The organism is Mammaliicoccus sp. O-M54 (genome assembly GCF_022386035.1).
GTDB classification, from domain to species: Bacteria; Bacillota; Bacilli; order Staphylococcales; family Staphylococcaceae; genus Mammaliicoccus; species Mammaliicoccus sciuri_A.
Genome location: NZ_JAJNJE010000004.1, coordinates 60,716 through 83,209, shown reverse-complemented (window position 1 = coordinate 83,209; position 22,494 = coordinate 60,716). Strand labels below are relative to the sequence as shown.

Genomic DNA, 22,494 nt, shown 5'->3' with positions numbered 1-22,494 from the left:
TTTTTTATTCTCACAATCTATCTATAATATCCAAACAGTTGTACTATTGTATTACATCATATTTTAAAAAGGAGAGATTATTCATGTCTATAGACATAAAATCATTAGAAGATAAGTATACTATTATTTCTAATATTAAAAATGGAGAAGAAGTTTTTTGGAAAAATCCTGACTATTTAACGACTACTGATTTACCATTTTCGATGGATGATGTATTAGATGCTGAACAACGATTAGCTCGTTTTGCACCGTATATTGAAGAAGTCTTTCCTGAAACGAAACAAAACAATGGAAAAATTGAATCTCAAATTTTTTCATTAGATCATTTTAAAAATGCACGATTCAGTCATTTAAAGGGACGTTTATTACTTAAAGGTGACCATGCTTTACCTATTTCTGGTTCTATTAAAGCTCGTGGTGGCATTTATGAAGTGCTAAAGTTTGCTGAAGAAACAGCTATGAAAGAAACTGATTTTACGATTAATAGTGATTACCGCCTTCTTGCTACTGAACAATATCAATCTATTTTCTCTAAATATAGAATTGCTGTTGGTTCTACTGGTAATTTAGGATTAAGCATCGGTATTATGAGTGCCAAATTAGGTTTCAAAGTAACGGTTCATATGTCTCAAGATGCTAAGACATGGAAAAAGGACCTTCTCCGTTCTAAAGGAGTCGAAGTCGTAGAACATGTACAAGATTACGGTTATGCTGTAAAAGAAGGTCGTAAAGCTGCAGCAGATGATCCTTATTGTCACTTTGTTGATGATGAAGCATCTAAAGATTTATTTTTAGGATATGCAGTTAGCGCACTAAGACTTAAGCATCAATTGAAAGATTTAAATATTCATGTAGATAAAGCGCATCCGTTATACGTCTATTTACCATGTGGCGTTGGCGGTGGTCCTGGTGGTGTCGCATTTGGATTAAAACTCATTTATGGCGATCATGTACATCCTATCTTTATCGAACCTACTGAAGCACCTTGTATGACTTTAGGCATGATTTCACAGCTACATGATCAAATTTCCGTTCAAGATATAGGTTTATCCGGGAAAACAATTGCAGATGGTTTAGCAGTTAGTCGTCCATCGAAATTAGTCGGCAACATTATGACTTCATTATTATTTGGTTCATGTACAGTAAATGACCATCAACTTTATCTTTATTTAAAAACATTAAAAGATCATGAGAATATCTTTATAGAACCTTCTGCTACTTCAGGTTTCCAAGGTTTAAAATATATTCATGATTTAAATTATGATTCCGAAAATGCCACGCACCTCGTTTGGTCAACAGGCGGTAACATGGTGCCAGAAAATGAACAAAAGATTTATTATCAAGAAGCTGTAGATATAGAAAAAAGGGGTTATGAAGATTGATTTTATTAATTATTCTAGGCATTTTAGCAGGGTTATGTGTACCATTACAAACATCTATTAACACGAAACTTGGTAGTTACACGAAATCACCTATACTTGCATCATTTTATTCATTCTTAATCGGAACGATCGTGTTAATCATTGTGAATACCATTATGAACCCACAAAAATTAACACCTTCATTTATAATGAATCAAGACTTTTCATACGTTTGGTTTACAGGTGGTCTATTAGGCGTCGTCTTTTTAACAGGTAATTTATTATTACTTCCAAGAATTGGCGCAGCATTAACAGTCGTGATGACAGTTTCCGGTCAAATTATAATGGGACTGATCATCGACCAATTCGGATTATTTGATGCTGACATTCATACAATCAATATCGGCAGAATTTCTGGCGTAATTCTGATGTTACTGGGTATATTATTAATGAATTATAAAAAGAAATCATCACGTGTTATTACAACGCAATCTAATTATACTAATTATTGGATGATTCTCGGTATTATGACGGGTTGTCTTCCCCCTATTCAAACAGCTATTAATAGTGCACTTAGATATGAAGTAGATTCATTTTATTTTTCAGCACTTATATCATTCGCAGTTGGGACAATCGCTTTATTCATTCTTTCACTTATTCTTGTTCGTAGAATTCGTTTTAGCTTCCATCAACCTGAACAAGGTACGATTAAACCGATCTACTTTATTGGTGGTGCATTAGGTGTTGTATTTGTTACGACGAACATATTACTTATGCCTGAACTCGGTGCAGCACTTACATTAATGGTCGTTATATTTGGACAAATGTTAATGGGACTTTTAATTGATCACTTCGGTTTATTTAATACACCAAAATTTAAAATTACAACGAGACGATTAATTGGTGCGATATTAGTCTTTGTCGGCATTGTCATTCTTAAATTATTCTAATTTAATACTAAGGAGGTCGTTGTGATGGATCTTTCTCTTAAATCAGGCGATGGTATGTTGAACATTAGAGTTGGCGCAATCATCAAAGATAAGCATGGTTATTGTTTTCACTATGATAAAAAACACGATTTTTATGCATTAATTGGTGGCAGAGTTAAATATTTCGAAAGCTCAGACTCAGCTATTAAACGTGAAATCAAAGAAGAACTCAATATTGAATGTGATGATATTTACTTTTTAACAACAGTTCAAAATTTCTTTGAATATGAAAGTACGTCTTATCACGAAATATTATTTATTTACCATGCTACAATTAATGAATCTATAGAAGACTTGACCATTCCCTTCGATCAAAAAGTTAAATATGTATCATTAAGAGTCTCAGAAATTCCTGAAATTAAACTGCTACCTCAAAAAGCAAAAGAAATCATATTGAAAAAAGTAGATGTCGAGCCACTATTTATTGACAGAGATTTACCTAAATAATATTTATTTCTATTAAGAACGCGAAAAAACGCGTTCTTTTTTTATTATTTATAGTTCTTATAATCAATTAATCTGTCCAATTCTCATTTTAAATAAAATATATTCTATTAACAATTTGTGTACAAACCGTAAAATTTAGTCAAAAAGCCCTATATAATGTTTAGTTTTTACACTTTTAGGTTATTATATCTAAATATATAACAAAGTAGCACCGTAATTCTTTCTGTATTATTTATTCTTTTACTTGTCACTTTGCTTACTTTAAATTATAATTAATATGAAATTAGAATTATTATAATTAAGAATTCTTGAGGAGGATTATGATATGAGTAATAAATCAAAACTTACAGGACTTTTTGGTGCGCCAGTATCAGATCGTGAAAATTCATTAACTGCTGGTAAACGCGGACCACTTGCTATGCAAGATATTTATTTCTTAGAACAAATGGCACATTTCGACAGAGAAGTGATTCCAGAGCGTCGTATGCATGCTAAAGGTTCTGGTGCGTTCGGTACTTTTACTGTTACACATGATATAACACAATATACAAATGCTAAAATATTCTCTGAAATTGGTAAACAAACTGAAATGTTTGCACGTTTCTCTACAGTTGCTGGTGAACGTGGTGCTGCAGATGCTGAACGTGACATCCGTGGTTTCGCACTTAAATTCTATACTGAAGAAGGTAACTGGGACTTAGTTGGTAACAACACACCTGTATTCTTCTTCCGTGATCCTAAATTATTTGCAAGTTTAAACCATGTTGTTAAACGTGACCCTAAAACAAACATGCATAACCCACAATCAAACTGGGACTTCTGGACATTATTACCTGAAGCTTTACACCAAGTTACAATTTTAATGACAGACAGAGGTATTCCAAAAGGATTCCGTAACATGCACGGTTTCGGTTCACACACTTACTCAATGTACAACGATGCAGGTGAACGTGTATGGGTTAAATTCCACTTCAGAACACAACAAGGTATTGAAAATTACACAGCAGAAGAAGCTGAACAAGTAATTGCTAAAGACCGCGAATCAAGTCAAAGAGACTTATTCAACGCGATTGAAGAAGGCAATTTCCCTAAATGGAAAATGTACATTCAAGTTATGACTGAAGAACAAGCTAGAAATCATAAAGATAACCCATTCGACTTAACTAAAGTTTGGTTCAAAGACGAATACCCATTAATTCCAGTTGGTGAATTCGAATTAAACCGTAACCCAGAGAACTATTTCCAAGATGTTGAACAAGCTGCATTTGCACCAACAAACATCATCCCTGGTATAGACTTCTCTCCAGATAAAATGTTACAAGGTCGTTTATTCTCATACGGAGATGCACAACGTTACCGCTTAGGTGTTAACCACTGGCAAATCCCAGTAAACTCACCAAAAGCTGCAACAAATGTTTGCCCATTCTCAAGAGATGGACAAATGAGAGTAGATGGTAACCAAGGTGGCGGCATTAACTACTATCCAAATAGTTATGAAGCACATCAATCACAACCAGAATACAAAAAACCAGGTTTAGAACTTGAAGGTGAATTATACGAACACGACTTCCGTGAAGATGACGATAATTACTATGAACAACCAGGTAAATTATTCCGTCTACAATCACCAGAGCAACAACAACGTATTTTCCAAAATACAGCTAACGAAATGCAAGGCACTACTGACGAAGTAAAACACCGTCACATCCGTAACTGTTATAAAGCAGATCCAGACTACGGTAAAGGTGTAGCAGACGCATTAGGCATTGATATCAACTCAGTTGATTTAGAAGGATAATATATAAATAGCGTATAGGACAATGACTGTCCTATACGCTATTTTTTTATATAGTGTCTGAGACATCTCAGTGTCTCAGACTACATTATTATAAAGTTTTGTAATTGAGTATCGCTTACTACCATTATTCTGAATTGTGGTAATTAGAACGCGCTAACTTCCATTATTATGAATTCTGGTAATTAGAATGCTGTAACTTCCATTATTTCGAATTGTGGTAATTAGAATACGCTAACTTCCATTTTTCTGAATTCTGGTAATTAGAATACGCTAACTTCCATTTTTCTGAATTCTGGTAATTAGAATACGCTAACTTCCATTTTTCTGAATTGTGGTAATTAGAATGCGCTAACTTCCATTATTTTGAATTGTGGTAATTAGAGGGTACTCAGTAAGGGACATTTCTCAGAATTCTGTCCTTAACAGCACCTCTTACGGACATTTCTCGGAATTCTGTCCCTAACGACGCCTCTTACGGACATTTCTCGGAATTCTGTCCTTAACAGTACCTCTTACGGACATTTCTCAGAATTATGTCTCTAACAAATCTTCCATTTATTATAATTGACTTACTTTTTTAGCTTTAATCATGTGTAAGAAATAGAATGCGACTAATCCTAATAAGGCTACGATAGACATTGCTAGATATAATCCTGAATATCCGATTGAATGTGTGAAGTTACCTAATACATATGGTCCGAATCCTAATCCGAAGTCTAAGCCGATGAAATATGTTGATGTTGCTAATCCCATCGCTTCTACTGGTGATACTTTAACGACTAATGCTTGGAATATAGATTGTAAGTTACCAAATCCTAATCCTATAAATGCACCTGCGATTAATAAGACCGCACCATTGCTTGCAATACTAATTAGGAATAAACCAAGAATTAAACATATAAATGCTGGTATTGTAACGATATTCTCACCGCGTTGGTCCATAATTCTTCCTGTAAATGGTCTTGTAATTAAGACTGCTACTGCATATACAACAAAGAAGAAACTTGCTGCATCTACTAAATGATTTTCTTGTGCGAAGAATTGAATAAATGACAATACTGATGAGTATGCAATACTAACAATCACAACTACGATTGCAATTGGTAAGGCATGTACTGAGAAGAAATCAGTAAGTTTAAATCCTTTTTTCTCTTCTGTTTTAACACTCGCCATAACAGGTGTTTCAACTTTCATGAATAGTGACATAACAAATGCTACAACAATAAGTATCGTACAAATTGTAAATAGTCCAGACATTGGAATGTGTTGATATAGTAATAAGCCTATAAATGGTCCGATTGCTGTACCGAGTACCATACTTAAACTATACATACTGATACCTTCACTACGACGTTGTGCTGGTGTGATAAATGCTGCAATTGTTCCTGTAGCTGTACTTGCTACCCCACTTGCAATACCATTTAGAATACGTACGATTAATAACAATACGAATGATGATGCAGTCACAAGATATAAACCGTTTGTGATAACTAGTAGAATACCACCGATGACTAACACTTTCTTACTACCTACTATATTGATATATTTACCTGTTAAAAATCTACCTACTAATGATCCAACTATGAATAAACCTGATGCTAGACCAGCCATACTGTCTGAAACACCGAACGTTTCTTTACTATAACCACCTACTGTTACTAATAGTAAGTACATTGATAAAAATATAAAAAAGCTAATAACAAAATTAAATATAAAATCTTTTGTCCAAATCGGTTTCTTAATTTGGTCGTCCATTACTCTGTTTCCTCCTCTATTAAATAACTTCTCAAATTCTCTAAAATCTCTTGTGCCTTATTAAGTTCTACTTCATCGACACCAACTGCTTGCAGACATTTTTCTTGAAATACACCAATTCTATGATGAATTTCATCGAATTGATTTTGACCTTGCTCAGTTAATGTAAGGAATTTTTCTCTTTTATCTTCTTTACTATTAACTGCTTGAATCAATTCCCGTTCGATTAATTTTTTTATAATTTTACGAGCTGTAGGTTTCTCAATAAAAGAACGCTTAGAAACTTGAACAAGTGTGGTTGGTTGATTATATGCGATATCATGTAACACTTTGTACTGCGCAGCATATAAATCAAAAGGTGCCAATATTTCATTAATATGATGAATATATGGTCGATACAAATTTGTATAGGAATATAAAAAGTTCTTCATTGTTTTCACCTTTTCTCATAAAAATATAGTTAGCTTTGCTAACTAATACTCAATCATTCTACGCCCATTGTCATGTTATGTCAACACCCATTTACGCTTCTAACAACAATTTTTCAAAAATTTCTATTATAATAAAATTAAACAAATATAAGGAGGAACATGATATGTTAAATGATTTCTATGAAAGATTATCTAAGAAAGAAAACAAAATGATTGAAATCAGAAGATACTTACATGAGCATCCTGAGTTATCTTTTGAAGAAAAAGAGACAGCCCAGTATATTGCTGACTTTTATAAAGATAAGGATGTCACATTACAAACGCATATCGGAGGAGAAGGCATTTACGGTATTAAAGTAACCATTGATTCTGGTAAACCAGGTAAGACGTTAGCGTTACGCGCTGATTTCGATGCTTTACCAATAAAAGAAGATACTGGCCTACCTTTCAGTTCTAAAAATGAAGGTGTCATGCATGCTTGTGGTCATGACGCGCATACTGCATATATGATGGTGCTTGCTGAAACTTTAATTGAAGTGAAAGATCAACTTAAAGGTAAAATTGTCATCATTCACCAACCTGCAGAAGAAAAGCCACCTGGTGGTTCACAATACTTAATTAAAGATGGCATTCTTGATGGCGTTGATAATGTTATCGGCGTCCATGTTATGAGTGCACTTGAAAGTGATCACGTTTATTATAGAGAAGGCAATGTTCAATCAGGTCGAAATATCTTTAAATTAAAAATAACAGGACGTGGTGGTCATGGTTCTTCACCACATTTAGCAAATGACCCAATTGTTGCAGCAAGTAGCTTTGTTATGTCAGTACAAACAATTGTTTCAAGAAGATTGAATCCATTTGATATGGGCGTTATTTCTATCGGTTCATTTGATGGTAAAGGACAGTTTAATATCATTAAAAATGAAGTCACACTTGAAGGTGACGTTAGAGGTATGAATGAAGAAACTCTACAACTGATTGAATCAGAAGTTAAACGACTTTCTAAAGGTTTAGAATCTATGTATGGTGTTCAATGTGAACTTGAATATACGAGAGATTATCCGGTTCTATATAATGATCCTGAATTAACGAAACAAGTTGCGAAAGCAATTGAAGCGGCTAACATTCCTGAAGTTAAAAGTGTTGAACGTTGCGAACCACAACCACCATCAGAAGATTTCGCTTACTATGCAAAAGAATTACCATGTACATTCTTCTATGTAGGCGCAAGTCCTAAAGATAAAGAAACATTCCCTCATCATCATCCTAAATTTGATATTGATGAAGGTTCTCTACTTATTGCAGCTAAATCAGTCGCTGCTGTTACGTTCGATTATTTAGGTGTTCAATAATCCAATTACTTAACAGATGTTAAGTATTATCACACCAAGTGTAAATTTACCTGACTCATATTTCTTTTTTCTTATTTTATATTTTATACTTTTAAAAAAATAAGGAGTTGAGGGAAGATGAGTCAGACAGATACACTTTTATTATTCGGTTGTACGTTGTTAGTTTGGTTAATGACACCTGGATTAGCATTATTTTACGGAGGATTAGTTCAATCTAAAAATGTTTTAAATACTTCGATGCACAGTATTTCAGCAATTGTTGTAGTAACATTCACATGGGTATTAATAGGATTTTCTATTAGTTTTGGCGGTAACAATTTATGGATAGGTGATTTCTCACACGCATTATTAAACGGTGTTGGATTCACACCTAATGGTAATTTTAGTGAAACCATTCCATTCGCATTATTTATGCTTTTCCAATTAACATTTTGTACCATTGCCGTTTCAATTCTTACTGGTTCAGTAGCTGAAAGAATGAAATTCGGACCATTTTTAATCTTTATGAGTTTATGGGTCATTCTAGTTTATAGCCCAGTAGCACACTGGGTATGGGGTGGCGGCTGGATTCACAAACTTGGTGCAATTGATTTTGCTGGTGGTACAGTAGTCCATATTTCATCTGGTGTTTCTGGACTCGTACTTGCCCTACTACTCGGTTCTAGAAAACCTAGCAATAAAAAACCACCACATAATTTAGTCATTACTTTAATCGGTGGTATTCTCGTATGGTTCGGTTGGTTTGGCTTTAATACAGGATCAGCACTCACTTTCGATTCAGTTGCGATGCTCGCATTTGTTAATACAATACTAGCATCATGTGCAGGTATTGCCGGTTGGTCTATCTTTGAATATATTCAAAAGAAAAAAGTTACGTTAATCGGAACATTATCAGGAATGTTAGCAGGACTTGTAACGATTACACCTGCAGCAGGTTTTGTCGGTTACGGAAGTGCAATGATTCTAGGAATATTAGGTGGATTCGTTTGTTACTATGTTATCACGCACCTTAAAGTCTTACTTAACTATGACGATGCATTAGATGCATTTGGTTTACATGGATTTGGAGGCGTCGTTGGTGCAATAGGAACAGGTCTTTTCCAAAATTCTAGCGTCAACTCAACAATAGCAGACGGTGTATTCTTTGGTGGTGGCATTATGCCAGTAGTCGTACAAATCGTTGCCGTCGTCGTAACAATCGCATTTAGTGGCATCATGACATACATCATCGCTAAAATCATCAGTATCTTTACAACATTAAGAACAGACGAAAAAGCAGAACTAGAAGGCTTAGATGCCGTATTCCATGGCGAAACCGCATATGGATACGAACTCAAACAAGAAAAAGCATAAAAATATATAGCACAAAAAAACAAGCATATCACTTAACTGAACCATTCAGTCATAACGTGATATGCTTGTTTTTGTTTATAATATTTATATCATCTCCAACCACATTATTTAAAATAATCACCATACATCCAATTAAATACCCATTGTAAATTAACCTTTGGCTTAGGTTGAACATTTATTACAGGTTGAACAATTGAACGTATTTGTTTTTTTACTTCAATTTCATTAATATTTGAAACAGGCTTTTCTAGTCCTCTTTTTTCAATAAATGAAATTAATTTATATTTATCATTAAATAAATATATATCATAATTTTCTATATATTCAATTTCATTTTTGGAATCTCCCATAATTACAGAACGATGATGATCAGGATTTTTTGTATCTTCACTATTAATTCCATCTACTGAATATTTTAAACAATTACCGATTCCATATATACACGTCGGAGAATAAGTTACACCCTCTATCTTTGGTGTTTCTGCTCTAGCTATATTTTTGATTAACATTTCAACTTCTGGGTCTCTTCCTTTGTCATGAGGTATATGTTTAGCATAATAAACGGAATACTTTGAGAAGTTTAAATATAGATATAATGAGAGTATTAATACAACTAACGTCAACCTAAACAAGTTTAGATAAAACGCAAATAATATCCAGACTTTATAATTTTTTATGCTATTCCACATGACTTACTCACCTTCTAAATAATCTTTTTAACTTTCTAAATCCTTTTCTTATAAATTTTTTACTTTTACTGATGCTATTTGATATTTTTCTTGAATACCTTCTAGTTCTGTTCGCTATAGTTTTCACTGGTCTATAAATTCTTTTAAAGACAGATTTCCTAACAGGCATATAAATTCTTTTAGAGATAAATTTCCTAGCAGGCATATAAATTCTTTTAGAAACAAATTTCCTAGCAGGCATATAAATTCTTTTAGAAACAAATTTCCTAGCAGGAATATAAATTCTTTTATTAAAGGCTCTTCGAATAGATTTCATTTTACGAGCAACATATTTAATAGTGCGGCTATTATTAATTTTTCTCTTAATAATTCTTTTTATAGGCGAAATTATTCGTTTAGATAGCTTCATAACATTTTGCTTTATTTTTCTTCTAATTGAAACTAAATTTCTTTTTATAGGTTTAACAATCTTTTTTACAATATACTTTTTAACATTACTTTTAACCTTCTTTAATTTCCTAGTCACTTTATTTTCAATGATTTTTTTGACTATTTTTATATTTTTTTTGGTTCTTTCAATAATATTTTTTCCTTTTTCCACAAAAAATTTAGGTGTAAATTTTATAAATTCATATATATATTTTCTACCTAATATAAGCCCACCTAAAGTAGCAATAGATGCAACAAATAAATAACCCGATTTATTATTCACATCTTTCTTAACTATAATTGGTAAAACCTCACTCTTGAACTTTTTTCTTTCAACATCTAAATTTTCTGTACTGTAATATTTAATAATTCTCTCATTTAAGGGTAAGTCTTTAAATTTTGGATGATAGTACATAATCATTGCATCAATATCAGAATTCCCATCTTTTTTATTAATATTGGTTAATAAGTCACCAGTGAGCGCATTTAATTGGAAAAATTTATCTTCCGATGATATGCCATCATATTTTTCAAGTGGTAAACTAGCTATTTTCTTTATAAGTTCTTTATACCACACGCTTTTTTCTACACTTCCCAAAGTAGCACCCATATGAGGAAAATCTATATCATAGTTCTTCGACACATGTATGTGATGAAGAAGATTATCACTTTTAATTACTTTATTTTTTCCTTCTATAAATTCTATCTCAAAATTTGCTTTAGGATATTTCACTTTACTTTTATCTATTTTCCATAAATCATTAACTGAAATTTGCAAAATATTATTTTTATAGTTATGATAGGCTAATCCATTGGCTATATAATGGTTTATTTCATTAAAATTACCTTTATACTTTTTATTCGCCTCTGCTGCTAGTGCATTTAAGAACCTTATGAATTCAATTTGTTCTTGGCCTTTAAGGCCAGTATTAATTGCAAACCAATCTTTTTTGTTTTTCTTTTTATATTTGTGTAAATCAATATGTGACCCTGACTTATTCTGTTGTCTTTCTTTATTTATTTTTTTAGAGTGTGTTATATAGTTTTTTTGTTCAGAAAATTTTGTAAAACTGTTTATTCTTTTTAATGAATTATTTTTATTATGATAGTTTTGATATGCCTTAGGTATTTTTAGTTTTTGCGGCGATTTAATGTATGAAATGTAACGAGGTCTATATATATCTTTCGTAGATTTATTTGGTTTCTTACTTATAGTATTCTTGCTTTTTAAATTTTTAGTTTTCGCATTTGCTGTAGGTTTGTTTTTTGATTTTGTAGGTATGTTTTTTATAGGCAATGCTTTAGTATTCTTTGTTTTTTTATTCTTTTCTCTATTTTGATTAGTTTTATTTAATTTGTTTGAAGGTTTAGTATGCTTCTTAATATTTTTCTCTTTTACATAAATAAAATTATAAGTACTACCCTTATTGATAATTGTCTTAAATATTTTAGGTTTAATATATCCTTTTATATTTGGAGGATTAAATTTAATTTCAGCTCCTTTATCATAAGTATATTTTAAAGAAGCTCTAATCTTATTACCGTTTTCATCATAAAAATTATAAATAATTTGGGGTTTTAATTGATAAAACAGGTTAATAACTTGATCATTTTTATTTTGATTATCAATTTTATAATATAACTTCGTATATTTATCTATTTTCGGCACTGGTATCTTATAATTTTTGTTATTATAACCTGTATATGTTTTTGATGATAAAATTTTTTCTCCTTTTATATTTAAATAATTAACTCTGTATTTTTGTTTAATTTTTGTATTCATTTTTACCTGTAAACTGCTACCAAAAATATCATATCTAACAGCAATTGCATAGTTATAGGAATCATTTCTCCGCATAGGCGCAGGTGAATAAAATGTATAATCAAAGTTAGATAAAAACCCTACTCCCAAATAACCACCTTTAGGTAAATCAATAGATCCATTCAACCCTTCAACACCTGGAGTTGCATCGTAAATTATATTATTAGAAACCTTGAGATTTGAATCTTCGGGAATTACTTCCCCAAGATTAGATAAATTACTTTCAACTCCCTGAGCAGCATCAATATCAGTTGATATAAAATTTACAAGAACAGGATTTTCCTCATAAGTACCATGTTTCACTATTTGATAAAATAAACTTAGATTATTTGCTTCATTATATAATGTTACTATTGAGTTCCCATTTGTATTAGGAATAAACTGTTCACCTGTAAATGCTAAACCTTTTACTCTATTATCATTATTATATCCAGAGTTTTTCTTCCAATCTTCCTTATCAGAATTCTTTACAGTCCAAAGTAAATCTAAGTTAATACCTGATTTTGTTGTTCCAACAAAATTAATTCTCCCTTTATCCCCATTATTCAAGCTATAAGCTTTAACTGGAACATTAGGAGTATTTTGACCACCAAATGTATCACTATGATTAATAATACCTTTCTCTTTACCAGTTATAATATCTACATATGTTTTATCTGACCAATGTAATCCTTCTTTTGTTAACAAATTATCATCTGTTAAATTCTCACCAGTTATATTTAATTTAATATTATCGAAATATGAAATTCCAGATTTATTTTTGTCTCCCTTTCCTTCAATTTCAACATCTACAATTCTTGGATTTTTAGTGTATGTAGGATTATTATTTTCCGCTGAAGCTATGACTGATTTATCATCATTTGATTCTATATTTTTTACTGTAATAGTATCTACTTTTTCATTAATTTCTATTGGTTGACCTTTACTATTACTAAGAACTGTTGAATCCTCAGAATTATTAATAACTTCGGTTGCGAATGTAATCGATTGGTTAAGTATAAACATAGTAACAATAAATAATAATATACTAATTAATTTCCATGTCTTCATTACACTATTCCTTTATTCAATTTTTCTTATAATAATCATCTGTTTTTCTACTATTTTCAATAATACTAATAACTTAAATTTTCTCCTACATTTAATTTCCTCCTTGTCTATTTTTGAATTAAGCTTATTTATATATCGATATTATATTATATAATCCATCTTCTATTTTCAAGCAAATATATAAAAACCCTATCCATCACGTTGATGGATAGGGTTTAATGGCTATTACTCCGCTTCTTTCTTCTTACGTGGATAGCTTATTATAATAGACACGATACCGCATATGCCTAATAAATATGGATAAAATGAATAAGGTAATAGTGATACTGTTGATATTCCTGCGACGCTTGTTGCTGCTAATACTTGTGCGCCATATGGAATAATTCCTTGTACTGTACTTGCAAATATATCTAATATACTTGCTGATTTTCTGCGATCAATTTGATAATCATCTGCTATTTCTTTTGCGAGTGGTCCTGCTGTAATGATTGAAATTGTGTTGTTAGCTGTTGCTAAATTTGTCACGCTTACTAAACTGGCAATTCCAAATTCTGCACCTCGTTTAGATTTCAAGCGTTTCGTTACGGTATTGAGCAACCATTTGATTCCGCCATGGTATTCTATGAGACCAATCATACCACCGATTAATAATGCGATCATAGAAATATCTTGCATGCCGATAAGTCCATCTGAGATTGCTTTTAAATTTTCTGCTAGTGTAAATGAACCGTCTAACAATCCTATTAAGCTTGCTACGATGACACCAAACACTAATACCATCAATACGTTCATTCCACATAATGCACTAATTAATACAAATAAGTATGGAATGACTTTAATGATACTATAGCCACCTTGGCTAGCATCTGTCATACCTGCATCTTTTGTAACAAACCATAGAATAAGCACTGTTAAGATAGCACCTGGTAATACAATTAAGAAATTCATCTTAAATTTATCGCTCATTTTCGTTTGTTGTGTTCTAACTGCTGCGATGGTTGTATCTGAAATCATTGATAAATTATCACCGAACATTGCACCACCTACGACAGTTGCTGTTGTTAAAGCAAGTGAGATATCTGTTGCTTCTGAGATACCTACGCCTACTGGTGCTAATGCTGCTACTGTTCCCATTGATGTACCCATCGCTACTGAAATAAATGCACCAACAATGAATAAACCTGCTAATAAAAACTGTCCGGGAATTAAAGATAATCCTAAATTAACAGTTGAACTTACAGCCCCCATACTTTTAGCTGTTTGACTAAATGCACCTGCCATTAAAAAGACAAATACCATTAATAAAATGTTAGGATGAGCTGCACCTTTTGTAAATATATCTAATTTTTTAGCTAAAGGCGTCTTTGGATACATGGCACATGCAAAGACTGCTGCAATCAGAATCGCTACATTTAAAGGTAAGTAATTAAAATCTTTCATGATTAATCCAGTACCTATAAACAGCGTTACAAATACGATTAACGGTAATAAAGCTATAAATGATCCTTTATGATTAATTTGATTCATTATTTTCTCCTCTTATATATCTTGAATACTTTAAAAGGGTACAGTACATATTGTTTCTCGTCAAATATTAATTTTTAATTTTACCATTTGATGATTAAATCATCAAAATCAGGTAATATAACTATCATAAGATTAAAGCAAATGTTAAGGGGTTCAATTATGATTATTAGTAATACAATTAATGATTTTTTTAATAACTTTCATTTAAATGAACAGTCGAGGCTTTCATATTTTACAAAGTATCATACAGAGTTTCAGCATGCAGGTTATGATGAACATGTACTATGTCAAAATATCCATCCAACGCTTCTAAAATTAGAACAAGACCTTCCCTTAATTTTAAAAATAAATACAACATTGGTTCATATTATCTTTGAAGTAAGGCTGAAATTTCTAAAGCAATATCAAACATATTTAAAGCCAGATATTTATTTTCTTGTTGGGACATATAAAGAAGATGCTTCAATTCAATTAGAAGATAACGCACATTTATATTTATTTATAGAATCTCTATGTCATAAATATGATTTATTATACGATGTGATAGCGTATTATTTTGCGAAGTTATACATATATGAAATCATTAAAGAATACTACCCTGAAATGGTTACGACGACTATTTTGAACAATAAACATGTCATATTAGAAGAAGCGATTGTCCTACATATATTAAAGACGCTCAATTATACATATCCTTATAAAGAAAGACATGACTTTAAAGACATTCAACAATCAGCTTCTAAACTTGAATCTGAATTAACGACAGAGACCATACTTCAAGTCATTCAAAAATAAAAAATACTTTCATATCCCATTCGTTTAAAAGAATTGGTTATGAAAGTATTTTTGTTTATAAAGTTTTCATTAAATCTCTAATTAATATTGTGATGTTATGTTTTTTAGATTGTTCACTTAAGAAAAGTGCAATATCTAATTGTTTCTTATCTGTATCATTTAGAATGCCCATCTCTAATCGTGATTGCACAATATTATAAACTAATTCACTATATAACATATATCTATTCGATTTAATCGTAATATCTAATGCAGATTGAGCATAAGCTAAACATCTGTCATAAGCTTTTTCATTCGAGTAAATATTAGATAATGTATATAACAATTTGATTTGATAATTATCGTCTACATTATAGCGTTTAGCAATTTCTAAACCTTGTTCTAGTGATGACTTTGCTTTTTCATTTTCATTCTGTCTATAGTAGTAAATTGCGCGCGTATTACAGATAGAAACTTGTAATTTCTCATACATATTATGATCCATTAAACGATAAGCTTCTTCTATTAGTTGTAGAGATTGTTCAACATCATCATGCTTATAAAAAGTAATAATCGATCTTACCCACTTCGAAGCAGCAATTTCATCTGTTGAACTATTAGATAAATAATTGCCATCTATAATAGGTATGAGCGCATCATAATCACGCTCTTCTAACAATCTTTCTATTACTTTTAATTTCTGTTCTAATTGTGTATCTAACTCATCGCCAATGTATAAATAGTCCATACTACAATTTAATCTTCTTGAAATGTTAAATAGTAGTTGAGATCCCGGTTGTAATTCATTCTTTTCTATTTTTGAAATTTGACTTTGAGTCGCAATACCTTGCGCTAAATTCTGTTGAGATAGCTTTAAATCTATTCTCCTTTGTTTGACACGTTCTCCTAATTTCATATATAACGCTCCCCGTATTCAGTTATCGAATTAACATGTTTGAATAACCCACGCTATGCATATCATCTGGTATCGGTGTTGCTGTGCATATTTGTCCCGTCAAATATACACGACCTTGATTCATAAGCATTTTACGATGTATCATATGTTTCGGATTCTGCATGTTAATGTCCTCCTCTTTATTTTAAGTCTCAATGTGTGAAAATACAATTATTTTATCCAGTTACGCCTACTGAATTCCAAGCATTGACCACTTGTTGTACTTCTGTTGAGTTTGCACCATATAAATCAGATGCTGCTTGTTTTAACGCAAATTTAGCATCTAAGAATGAAGAGTTTGAACTTAAGTATTGTGTTAAAGCTCTATAATAGATGTCTTCTGATTTTTCTTTTCCAATTTTAGTAATTGTTAAATAAGCTGCTTTATTCGGTATACCACTATTAATATGCACGCCACCATAGTCACCTTGTTCAGTATTTGGCAAGTTCTGATAATTATTCATATGTGCAGGTTGATTATATTGTTCTGGATTAGAAAGACTTCTTAATCCATCACCTGGTTTACCTGGTGTGTATGCATCTTCTCCCATTAACCAGTCTTCAGGGTCAACGAAGTAACCAAACACATCTGACATTGATTCATTTAAAGCACCTGGTTGATTCTCATATACAAGATTTGCACTATGTTCTGTAACAGCATGTGTTAATTCATGTGCAACAACATCATCTGCAGCTGATAATGATGTAAATGTTCTACCATCTCCATCTCCATACACCATGTATTGGCCATTCCAAAAGGCATTATTATAATTTCTATCAAAATGAACAATAGAATTAATTTCTGCACCGTTTCCATCATAACTATCTCTATTGTGTGTGTTTAAATAGTAGTCATATGTTTTAGCAGCATTAAAATGGGCATCCACTCCTGCAGCTTGATTTTTACTATTAAAGTTTGTATCCGTATCTGTCATAAGTGAAAAGCTAGACGTACCATTCTTTGCATCATAAGTATGGATTGTTCCAGAATGTGTTTCATCTTGTAAACCATAACCATTGCTTATTTTTGTTAAATTGAGTGGCTTTTTAGTATCCCCATTAACACCTACACCACTTCCGGCAATATGTTCAATTTTATTTTTCTTACTTACAACTTCACCAGTCTCAGCATCAATTTTAATTTCCCAACGTGCTGGTTTAGGATCTAAATAAATAATTTCAACATTATAGACTAATTTTTTCTTTTCAGCATTGATCACTAGTTCATCTTTGTTAACGACTTTTTGTCCTTTAATATTTTTCACTTCATTTTGACTTACGCCGATACTTTCAAAAGCTTTATTAACCGCTTCATCTTTAGATAAACTTTGTTTATTTGTATATGTAACTTTTTCTGTATTGACATCCCCATTGACGAGCTCTAATTCTTGATTATCATTGGTATGTATCTTGACTTCTTTATCTTCGACAACGTAGTTATCTACTTTAGGTTTTAAAGTATAATGCGTATATCCTAAGTTATCTTTAAATTCATTTGCTACTTCAAATTGTTTGTAACTTTTCTTAATATTTGGATTGCCTGGTAACTGACTCAAAATCTCTTGCGCTTCAGCTTTTGTGTTTATTTCTTGTTTAGGAATTGATTTTAATTCCTTTTGATCTAAAGGACTACTTTCTTTCGCACTAGCCACATTTGATAATCCTAAAGTCAAAGCCATAACTGAAGTAAAACCTACTGATAAAATTTTTTTCGATCGATACATTTAATCCACCCCTATATATTTTTAGAATAAGTACAATTTAATTATATATAACATGAAGTATAAAGTCATTATAAAAAGTGTAATTTTATATTACATTTATATTACATATAGAATATCCACATATATTAATTTGATTTGCTACATTTTGATTTAACGACATACTTACACTAAAATATATATAATGAAAGCTTTAAAGGAGGATGCTGATGTTTACAATTATTAAAAATGGTGATGTATATTCACCGAACTATAAGGGTCAGCAATCGATACTTATTCAAGGGCGATCTATTATTAAAATCGGAGATATAGATATTGAATTAATAAAGCAACTGGATCCAAACTTAAAGATCATCGATGCTACAGGATATACGGTTATGCCTGGGATTTTAGACCCACATATTCATTTGCTTGGAGGTGGCGGAGAAGCGAGTTATGTGACGCGAACGCCAGAAGTTCAATTAACAAATTTAATATCAAATGGTATTACAAGCGTAGTTGGCTTAATAGGTACAGATGGTATTTCTAGAACACTAACGAGTTTATATGCAAAGGCTCAAGCATTAGAAGCTGAAGGTGTCTCTACATATATGTACACAGGTAATTATCACTTGCCCGTTACTACAATTACAAACTCCATCAAAGAAGATTTGTTTTTAATTGATAAAGTGATTGGCACTGGTGAGATTGCTATAAATGATTTCAGATCATCTATTCCAACAATTGAAGAACTTGCAAGAATTGTGGCTGACACAACAGTAGGCGGAATGCTAAGTGGAAAAGCTGGTGTAACACATTTTCATATAGGTACAGGCAAACATAAACTGAAACAAATTCATGACCTAATCGATCATTTTGATGTTAAACCGAACAAACTATATGTGACACATTTTGATAAAGGGATAGATTTGTTAGAAGAAGGTATTTCATTAAGTCATAAAGGTGTGTATGTTGACTTAACAGCAAGTTCAAATACTGTAGAATACGTCAATTATTACCGAGCACATGGAGGAGACATCTCGAAGTTGACGGTTTCTTCAGATGGACATGGCAGTTTACCTAAATTCGATAAACACAATCAACTTGTAGGTTATGATGTTGCAAAATGCAGCACGCTAACAGACCAATTATTTAATTTATTGGTACAAGACTCGAACTGGGAAGAAGTGATTGCTTTATTTACTTCTAATGTCGCAAACGTATTAACACTACATCATAAAGGTCATATCGAAGAACACTATGATGCAGATATATTAATAATTAATCCGAAAAAGAAACAAATAAAAGATGTATTTGCAAAAGGACAACATATGCTTTCAGATTATCAAATGATTAGAAAAGGTATGTTTGAATAAAATACAAAACAAGCAGGGACAAAAATTTGTCCCTGCTTATTTACACTTCCTATTTAAATTCCATCTATAAATTCTACGGAATCAAGCTCTATTTGCTCCCCATCTTCTTTACGTTTTTTAATATGGAATTCTCCCCATTTACATAAGTGCTCTAGTAATTCATTTAGTGTACTACCATATTCTGATATCTCGTATTCAACTTTTGGTGGTACTTGTTGATATACAATTCGATTAATAATGCCATCTTTTTCTAATTCTCTTAATTGTTGCGTTAACATTTTTTGTGTAATATGCGGAATAGCTTTTTTAAGTTCAGATGTTCGCATTGTTCCATGCTTTAAATGACACAGTATCACTGGCTTCCATTTACCGCCAATGACATCTATTGTTGCTTCTACACCAATATTATATTCCGTAACTTCCATCATGATTCCTCCCTAAGGCACTTTTTAGTACCTATATGACTTTAAAGTGCGTACTTCCTATTTGTCTTATTACGTTTTAAAATATCACATATCTTATAACAAAGGAAGGAATATAAAAATTGAAAAACAAATTTTCGAATCAACTCGCACTTATATCACTTGCTATCTCAGCTTTTGCTATTGGTTCTACTGAATTTATTAGCGTAGGATTACTCCCATTAATTAAAGATGCCTTTGATGTGACAATCCCATTAGCAGGACTTACTGTATCTTTATATGCTATTGGTGTTACAGTTGGCGCACCTATCTTAACGCCTTTAACAAACAATATGAAAAGAAAGAATGTTTTAATACTCATTATGGTTGTGTTTATTATTGCTAATGTATTTGCAGGACTTGCAACATCATTTAGTTTATTACTCGCTATGAGAGTGCTTAGTGCTTTCTCACATGGTGTATTCATGTCTATTGCAACAACCATTGCAGCTGACTTAGTCCCTGCGCATAAACGCTCAAGTGCCATCGCCATGATGTTTACAGGTTTAACAGTTGCAACGATTACAGGTGTCCCATTTGGTACTTGGGTCGGTCAAAACTTCGGTTACGAAATGTCATTCTATACGATTGCTTTGATAGGACTCATTAGTTTAATCGCAAATATATCATTCGTTCCAAAAAATTTAACAGAATATGAGCAAGCACCTATTATTAAACAACTTGCTATCTTTAAAAACAAACCGCTTATGTCTATTTATTTAATTACAGCGCTTGGCTATGGTGGTACATTTGTTGTTTACACTTATATGACTGAAATTTTAACGAATATATTAGGTTATGACTCAAATAGTATTGTCATTATTTTAATATTGTATGGTGTGATGGTTGCGATTGGTAATACATTAGGTGGAAAATTAACGAACCATGCGCCAACGAAATCATTAACGATTATTTTTCTTTTACAAGCATTAACGTTATTACTTGTTGGATTTACGATACATTTTCATGTAGTTGGCCTTATCAGTATATTATTAATGGGACTATTCGCATTTATGAATGTTCCCGGGTTACAACTTATTGTCGTACTTTTTGCTGAACGTAATAGTAAAGAAACTGTCAATTTCGCTTCAAGTTTAAACATCTCTGCATTTAACATAGGTATTACACTTGGTTCTGTTATCGGTGGATTTATATTAAACCACTTAACACTATCTAGCACGCCTTATTTCGCATTTATCATGGTGCTTGTAGCAAGTATTTTAATGTTTGTCGTTAACAAGCATGAAACAGCTGAACCTTTACAAACAACTTAATAATAATAATAAAAAAGCGAGAAATGTATGAGATATCAACGGGTACCTCATGCGTTTCTCGCTTTTTAAATACTTCAAATTTCTTCATTTTTTAATATTTTTCGTGCGTTCTCTTTCAATCGTGTGACAGTCTCAATACCTTTCGTACGTTCTAAAAATTCATATGCTTCTTTAATATGAAAGTTTCTATTGGATGTATTATGAGCATCACTTCCAAGAATATGAATAGCATCTTGTTCTAATAAATAATCAGCTACTCTTTTAGCATCTTCGCCATATTTATTCACTAAAGAGCCTGCTGTAACTTGACATAATGCGCCTCTATCAATTAAATTAAATAAAATTTGTGGATCATCTTGAATCGGAATGATACGTTCTGGATGAGCTAATATTGGACGGTATCCAGCATTAAATAACTTTTCAAATGTTAGTTCAGCAAATTCTGGTATCGAGAAAAATGGAAACTCAATTAACACATATCTTGAACCTTCAGTAATAGGTAACAATTCACCAGATTCTAATCCTTCAAGTTCTTCGCCAAACATATGAATTTCTTGGCTAGGATAAACTTTAATATCAATATGATGATCATTTAATAGAGATTGTACTTCTTCAGTTCTACTTTTTACGATATCGGCATTATTTCTAAACCGATGTTTTATATAATGAGGTGTTGCAACTATATCTGTTATACCAATTTTCTCAGCTTCTCTTGCAAGTTCAAGCATACTTTCCTCATCTAATGGACCATCATCTAATCCATATAATAAATGATTATGAATATCTATCATGTGCACCTCTCCTTTTATCACGTAACTAAAATCATACAACTTTATTCCCTTATTACTTATATTGTAACAAATAACTGTTTTTAACCAGTATTAAAATGACTGATTTTTGCAAATAAGCAGAAAAGTTGTTTTTAAAACTATTTTATATGAACATAAA

General features: G+C 31.7%; 19 protein-coding genes. 9 read left to right on the top strand and 10 right to left on the bottom strand.

From position 1 onward, the window contains the following. The first annotated feature begins 83 nt into the window (after positions 1–83). The 4 genes from LQ673_RS08200 (at position 84) to LQ673_RS08185 (ending at position 4,595) form a co-directional block, all read left to right on the top strand. Complete coding sequence (locus LQ673_RS08200; protein ID WP_191836519.1) at positions 84–1,382, top strand: D-serine ammonia-lyase; 1,299 nt, start codon at positions 84–86, stop codon at positions 1,380–1,382. Then, entirely contained in the window at positions 1,379–2,311 is a 933-nt protein-coding gene (locus tag LQ673_RS08195; RefSeq protein ID WP_191836520.1) for a DMT family transporter, read from the top strand. Before LQ673_RS08200 ends, LQ673_RS08195 begins: the two co-directional genes overlap by 4 nt. A 24-nt stretch (positions 2,312–2,335) precedes the next feature. Further along, positions 2,336–2,797: an NUDIX domain-containing protein gene (locus LQ673_RS08190; RefSeq protein ID WP_191836521.1), complete on the top strand. Its 462-nt coding sequence runs from the start codon at positions 2,336–2,338 to the stop codon at positions 2,795–2,797. A gap of 325 nt (positions 2,798–3,122) precedes the next feature. Further along, positions 3,123–4,595 carry a catalase gene (locus LQ673_RS08185; RefSeq protein ID WP_037589095.1) on the top strand — a complete coding sequence of 491 codons (1,473 nt, stop codon included), beginning with the start codon at positions 3,123–3,125 and terminating at the stop codon, positions 4,593–4,595. A gap of 558 nt (positions 4,596–5,153) precedes the next feature. Here LQ673_RS08185 and LQ673_RS08180 read toward each other — a convergent pair. Further along, complete coding sequence (locus LQ673_RS08180; protein WP_191836522.1) at positions 5,154–6,350, bottom strand: MFS transporter; 1,197 nt, start codon at positions 6,348–6,350, stop codon at positions 5,154–5,156. Continuing rightward, complete coding sequence (locus LQ673_RS08175) at positions 6,350–6,781, bottom strand: MarR family winged helix-turn-helix transcriptional regulator (protein WP_191836523.1); 432 nt, start codon at positions 6,779–6,781, stop codon at positions 6,350–6,352. The genes LQ673_RS08180 and LQ673_RS08175 overlap by 1 nt, the downstream gene beginning before the upstream one ends. Positions 6,782–6,945: 164 nt before the next feature. Between LQ673_RS08175 and LQ673_RS08170 the strand changes: the two genes are divergently transcribed. Next, complete coding sequence (locus LQ673_RS08170) at positions 6,946–8,136, top strand: M20 family metallopeptidase (RefSeq protein WP_025906878.1); 1,191 nt, start codon at positions 6,946–6,948, stop codon at positions 8,134–8,136. Positions 8,137–8,253: 117 nt separating this feature from the next. Further along, positions 8,254–9,489, top strand: coding sequence for an ammonium transporter (locus LQ673_RS08165; RefSeq protein ID WP_037589100.1), 1,236 nt, complete (start codon positions 8,254–8,256; stop codon positions 9,487–9,489). A 104-nt stretch (positions 9,490–9,593) separates the two neighbouring features. On the opposite strand, the gene LQ673_RS08160 is transcribed toward LQ673_RS08165, so the two are convergent. The 3 genes from LQ673_RS08160 to LQ673_RS08150 all read right to left on the bottom strand — a co-directional run bounded on the left by LQ673_RS08160 (position 9,594) and on the right by LQ673_RS08150 (position 15,006). Continuing rightward, positions 9,594–10,178 (bottom strand): hypothetical protein, encoded by a 585-nt coding sequence (locus LQ673_RS08160; RefSeq protein ID WP_191836524.1) that lies wholly within the window; start codon positions 10,176–10,178, stop codon positions 9,594–9,596. A gap of 7 nt (positions 10,179–10,185) precedes the next feature. Then, positions 10,186–13,479: a hypothetical protein gene (locus tag LQ673_RS08155; RefSeq protein ID WP_204171091.1), complete on the bottom strand. Its 3,294-nt coding sequence runs from the start codon at positions 13,477–13,479 to the stop codon at positions 10,186–10,188. A 225-nt stretch (positions 13,480–13,704) separates the two neighbouring features. Beyond that, positions 13,705–15,006 carry a Na+/H+ antiporter NhaC family protein gene (locus LQ673_RS08150; protein WP_191835714.1) on the bottom strand — a complete coding sequence of 434 codons (1,302 nt, stop codon included), beginning with the start codon at positions 15,004–15,006 and terminating at the stop codon, positions 13,705–13,707. 159 nt (positions 15,007–15,165) lie between these two features. Between LQ673_RS08150 and LQ673_RS08145 the strand changes: the two genes are divergently transcribed. Further along, the gene (locus tag LQ673_RS08145) at positions 15,166–15,801 is read left to right on the top strand and encodes a hypothetical protein (protein ID WP_191835713.1); all 636 of its coding nucleotides are present in this window, start codon (positions 15,166–15,168) and stop codon (positions 15,799–15,801) included. Between the two features lie 55 nt (positions 15,802–15,856). Here LQ673_RS08145 and LQ673_RS08140 read toward each other — a convergent pair whose 3' ends face one another. The 3 genes from LQ673_RS08140 to LQ673_RS08130 are packed head-to-tail and all read right to left on the bottom strand — an operon-like array spanning position 15,857 to position 18,459. Then, positions 15,857–16,696 carry a helix-turn-helix domain-containing protein gene (locus LQ673_RS08140; protein WP_037589104.1) on the bottom strand — a complete coding sequence of 280 codons (840 nt, stop codon included), beginning with the start codon at positions 16,694–16,696 and terminating at the stop codon, positions 15,857–15,859. Between the two features lie 22 nt (positions 16,697–16,718). Then, positions 16,719–16,859: a hypothetical protein gene (locus LQ673_RS08135; protein WP_159315477.1), complete on the bottom strand. Its 141-nt coding sequence runs from the start codon at positions 16,857–16,859 to the stop codon at positions 16,719–16,721. A 52-nt stretch (positions 16,860–16,911) separates the two neighbouring features. After that, positions 16,912–18,459 (bottom strand): M4 family metallopeptidase, encoded by a 1,548-nt coding sequence (locus tag LQ673_RS08130; RefSeq protein ID WP_126477728.1) that lies wholly within the window; start codon positions 18,457–18,459, stop codon positions 16,912–16,914. A 206-nt stretch (positions 18,460–18,665) separates the two neighbouring features. On the opposite strand from LQ673_RS08130, the gene iadA reads away from it, so the two are divergent. After that, the gene (gene iadA, locus LQ673_RS08125) at positions 18,666–19,811 is read left to right on the top strand and encodes a beta-aspartyl-peptidase (RefSeq protein ID WP_191835712.1); all 1,146 of its coding nucleotides are present in this window, start codon (positions 18,666–18,668) and stop codon (positions 19,809–19,811) included. A 53-nt stretch (positions 19,812–19,864) separates the two neighbouring features. Here the strand turns inward: iadA and LQ673_RS08120 are convergent, their stop codons facing one another. Beyond that, positions 19,865–20,236, bottom strand: coding sequence for a winged helix-turn-helix transcriptional regulator (locus LQ673_RS08120; protein WP_025906885.1), 372 nt, complete (start codon positions 20,234–20,236; stop codon positions 19,865–19,867). A gap of 119 nt (positions 20,237–20,355) precedes the next feature. Here LQ673_RS08120 and LQ673_RS08115 point away from each other — a divergent pair, with 119 nt between their 5' ends. Next, the gene (locus LQ673_RS08115) at positions 20,356–21,546 is read left to right on the top strand and encodes an MFS transporter (protein ID WP_191835711.1); all 1,191 of its coding nucleotides are present in this window, start codon (positions 20,356–20,358) and stop codon (positions 21,544–21,546) included. Positions 21,547–21,620: 74 nt separating this feature from the next. On the opposite strand, the gene LQ673_RS08110 is transcribed toward LQ673_RS08115, so the two are convergent. Next, positions 21,621–22,337: a tyrosine-protein phosphatase gene (locus tag LQ673_RS08110; RefSeq protein ID WP_191835710.1), complete on the bottom strand. Its 717-nt coding sequence runs from the start codon at positions 22,335–22,337 to the stop codon at positions 21,621–21,623. Positions 22,338–22,494 lie beyond the last annotated feature (157 nt).